Annotated in this window: 3 protein-coding genes; 1 reads left to right on the top strand and 2 read right to left on the bottom strand. The window is 69.1% G+C overall.

The annotated features are described in order from the left end of the window. The coding region (locus tag HKK72_RS38170) for a dihydrolipoyl dehydrogenase family protein (protein ID WP_187239252.1) at positions 1-1,379 on the bottom strand (1,379 nt) is incomplete at its 3' end. Between the two features lie 164 nt (positions 1,380-1,543). Continuing rightward, positions 1,544-1,780 carry a hypothetical protein gene (locus tag HKK72_RS40380; RefSeq protein WP_222721657.1) on the bottom strand — a complete coding sequence of 79 codons (237 nt, stop codon included), beginning with the start codon at positions 1,778-1,780 and terminating at the stop codon, positions 1,544-1,546. Between the two features lie 466 nt (positions 1,781-2,246). On the opposite strand from HKK72_RS40380, the gene HKK72_RS38160 reads away from it, so the two are divergent. Then, positions 2,247-2,975, top strand: coding sequence for a haloacid dehalogenase type II (locus HKK72_RS38160; RefSeq protein ID WP_187239251.1), 729 nt, complete (start codon positions 2,247-2,249; stop codon positions 2,973-2,975). The last annotated feature ends 10 nt before the right edge of the window (positions 2,976-2,985 follow it).

The raw sequence follows: 2,985 nt of genomic DNA, 5'->3' as shown, positions 1-2,985 counted from the left end.
TAGTGTTCGAGCCGTTCGAGCAGATACAGCCAGACCTCGCTGACCGTGGGGAACGAAGGCACAGCCTGACGCAGACGATCGAGCGGCACCTCGCCGACGATGGCGACGGTCGCGGAATGCAGCAGCTCCTGCATGGTGGGTCCGGTGAAGGTGGCGCCGATGACCACTTGCCGTTCGGTGTCCACGATCAGTTTGCTGGTCCCGGTGATCCCGATGCCCTGGACCTCGGAGCCCGCCACATCCCCGGTGCCGAATGTCACGGCCCGTACGGAGAGCCCGGCGTTCCGTGCCTGCTCTTCCGTCGGGCCGACGGCGCAGACCTGCGGGTCGGTGAACGTCACCCGGGGCACGACCGCGGACGCTGCGGTCTGGCGGCCGAGGACGGTGTCGGCCGCCAGCTTGGCCTGGTACTTGCCCATGTGCGTGAACAGCGCCCGGCCGTTGCAGTCGCCCACCGCATACAGCCAGCCGCCGGCGACTCCGGTCGCCCGCATCCGCTCGTCCACGTCGACGAAACGGCCGGGCTCGAGCCCGATCGTTTCGAGGCCCAGATCGCCGGTCGCCGCGTGGCGGCCGACGGCGACGAGGATCTCGTCCGCGCTGATCTTCCGGCCGTCGGCCAGCGTCGAGGTCACCGCGCCGTCGCCGTCCGCCCGCCGAGCAGCCGTCATCGCCGCACCGGTGAGCACATCGATGCCCTCGGCCTCGAACGCGGCACGCACCTCGGCTCCGGCAAACGCCTCCTCGTGTGACAGGAGGCGGTCCATGGCCTCCACCACGGTCACCTCACGGCTCCCAAGCCGCCGGAAAGCCTGCGCCAGCTCGGATCCGACGGAGCCTCCGCCCAGAACCAGCAGCTGCTCCGGGATGTGATGGGCACCGGTGGCGTCGCGGTTGTCCCACGTGCGCACCTCGTCCAGGCCCTCGATGGGAGGGACCGCGGCCGTGCTCCCGGTGGCGAGGACCACGGCCTTCCGTGCGGTGAGCCGCCGCGTTCCGGCCTCGGTCTCGACCTCGACCTCGCGCTCGCCGGTCAGCCGTCCGGCGCCGCGAATGAAATCGACCTTCTTTCCGTCGAGCCACGACACCCCACCGGCATCGTCCCAATCGGCCGTCAGCGTGTCGCGCCACGCGAGCGATGCCATCGCGTCCAGCGGGCCGGCGACCGCCTGATCGGCGCCTGGAACCCGGCGGGCCGCGGCGAGCGCGTCGCCTGGCCGCAGAAGCGCTTTGCTGGGGATGCAGCCCCAGAAGGCACATTCACCGCCGACTAACTCGCGCTCGACCACGGTGACGGCGAGCCCGTTGTCGGCGCACCGTGCGGCGGCGGTCTCCCCGGAAGGTCCCGCCCCGACCACGATCACGTCGGCCTCATCCATGGCAGCCTCCTCGTAGCGGTCTCTCGTTCGTAGGGGTCTCAAGGAGATGCTGTCTCCCGGTGCGCCCGGGCGTTACAGGACATATGCGGGAAATGCCCTGGTCATAGGCAATCCTGTAACTCGGCTTTGCCGAATCGTCCTGTTATGGGGGGAATGCCGGTCGCTCACCCTGGCCCGCCCGCGGTGGCGGACCGGGGAGGCGGTGGCGGTCCGATCGGAGGACGCGCACGATCACGCAAGAGCGCCAGCGCGCCGGCCGGGAACAGCATGACCGACAACAGGCCCGCGCCGAAATCGGCCACCGAGGCCGCCGCGACCGTGCTCTGCCCCAACCCGCCCTCGGCCTGCCCGGAATCCTTGAGGACCGGCGCGACCAGGCCCAGCGAGGTCGCCGAAAGCATGACGGCGACCAGGAGGGGACTTCGACAGGATCTGTACGGGGAGACCGTCGTGAATCAAGCCCAGCCCGGTCGGCCCCAGGAGGACGCCCGCCACGATCGCCGGAATCCGCAGGCCGGGGACCGTCGAAGCATTGCGCGTTTACGGTCGCGGTGTAGCACCTACCAGACGGGTAGGCCACATCTTGGGGGAGAAGCCGGGTCTCGACCGGCTTGGGGCCACCGACCACGCCGATTCCCTCGACCACCTTCCGATGCGCTACCTGCTGGCCTTCACCGCCGTCGTGATCGCCACGGCGCGTGAGTATCTGGCCGCCATGGGCGCCTCGCCCGAGCAGGTCGACCGCATGCACGCTGCTTCACCAAGTCGGTCATGCTGCAGGTCGCGGTCTGGACCCGGCCTTACGTGGACGCCGTCGACTGGTGACCCCGAGGCAGGCAAACCACCCGGACAGGGGGATGACAACGAATGAATCACGAGCTGACCACGCCCGCCGACACCAATGGCGAGTGGATCGGCGGCGAGCCCCGCGTCCTCGTCTTCGATGTGAACGAGACATTGATCGACTTCGAGTCAATGAACCCGCTCTTCGAGAAGATCTTCGGCGACGCCCGGGTGATGCGCGAATGGCTCGGCCAGCTGATCACGTACTCGATGACGATCACCCTGTCCGGCCTCTGGGAGGGCTACTTCACCCTTGGTCAGGGGCTGCTCAAAATGGTCGGCGACATCCACGGCGTCCAGATCACCGACGACGACGTGGAGGAGATCAGGCAGGCCATGCTGACCATGCCCGCCCACCCCGACGTCGAGCCGGGCCTGACCCGCCTCAGGGACGCGGGCTTCCGCATGGTCACGCTCACCAACTCACCGGCCAACCCCGATGGGCAGAGCCCACTGGAGCACGCCGGGCTCGCACCGTTCTTCGAGCGGCAGTTCACCGTCGAGACCGTCCGCGCCTACAAGCCTGCTACGCAGGTCTACCACCTGGTGGCCCAGAGCCTGGCCGTGCCGCCGTCCACGTGCTTCATGGTCGCGTGCCACGTCTGGGACACCGTGGGCGCCCAAAGCGCCGGCTACACCGCCGGCCTGATCACCCGCCCGGGCAACGCGCCTTTGCCAGTCGCCTCGCTGCCCCAGCCCAACCTCGTCGCACCGGACCTGCCCAGCCTGGCCGACCAGCTCATCCAGCGCTGAGGGTCCTCCT

This window comes from Actinomadura sp. HBU206391 (assembly GCF_014323665.1).
Classification (GTDB): Bacteria; Actinomycetota; Actinomycetes; order Streptosporangiales; family Streptosporangiaceae; genus Actinomadura_C.
This window is presented reverse-complemented; position numbering and strand designations above follow the sequence as displayed.

Bases quoted from the DNA above. Each gene is read 5' to 3' on its own strand.
- HKK72_RS40380 (WP_222721657.1), bottom strand. From the start codon at position 1,780: ATGCTTTCGGCGACCTCGCTGGGCCTGGTCGCGCCGGTCCTCAAGGAT.
- HKK72_RS38160 (WP_187239251.1), top strand. From the start codon at position 2,247: ATGAATCACGAGCTGACCACGCCCGCCGACACCAATGGCGAGTGGATC.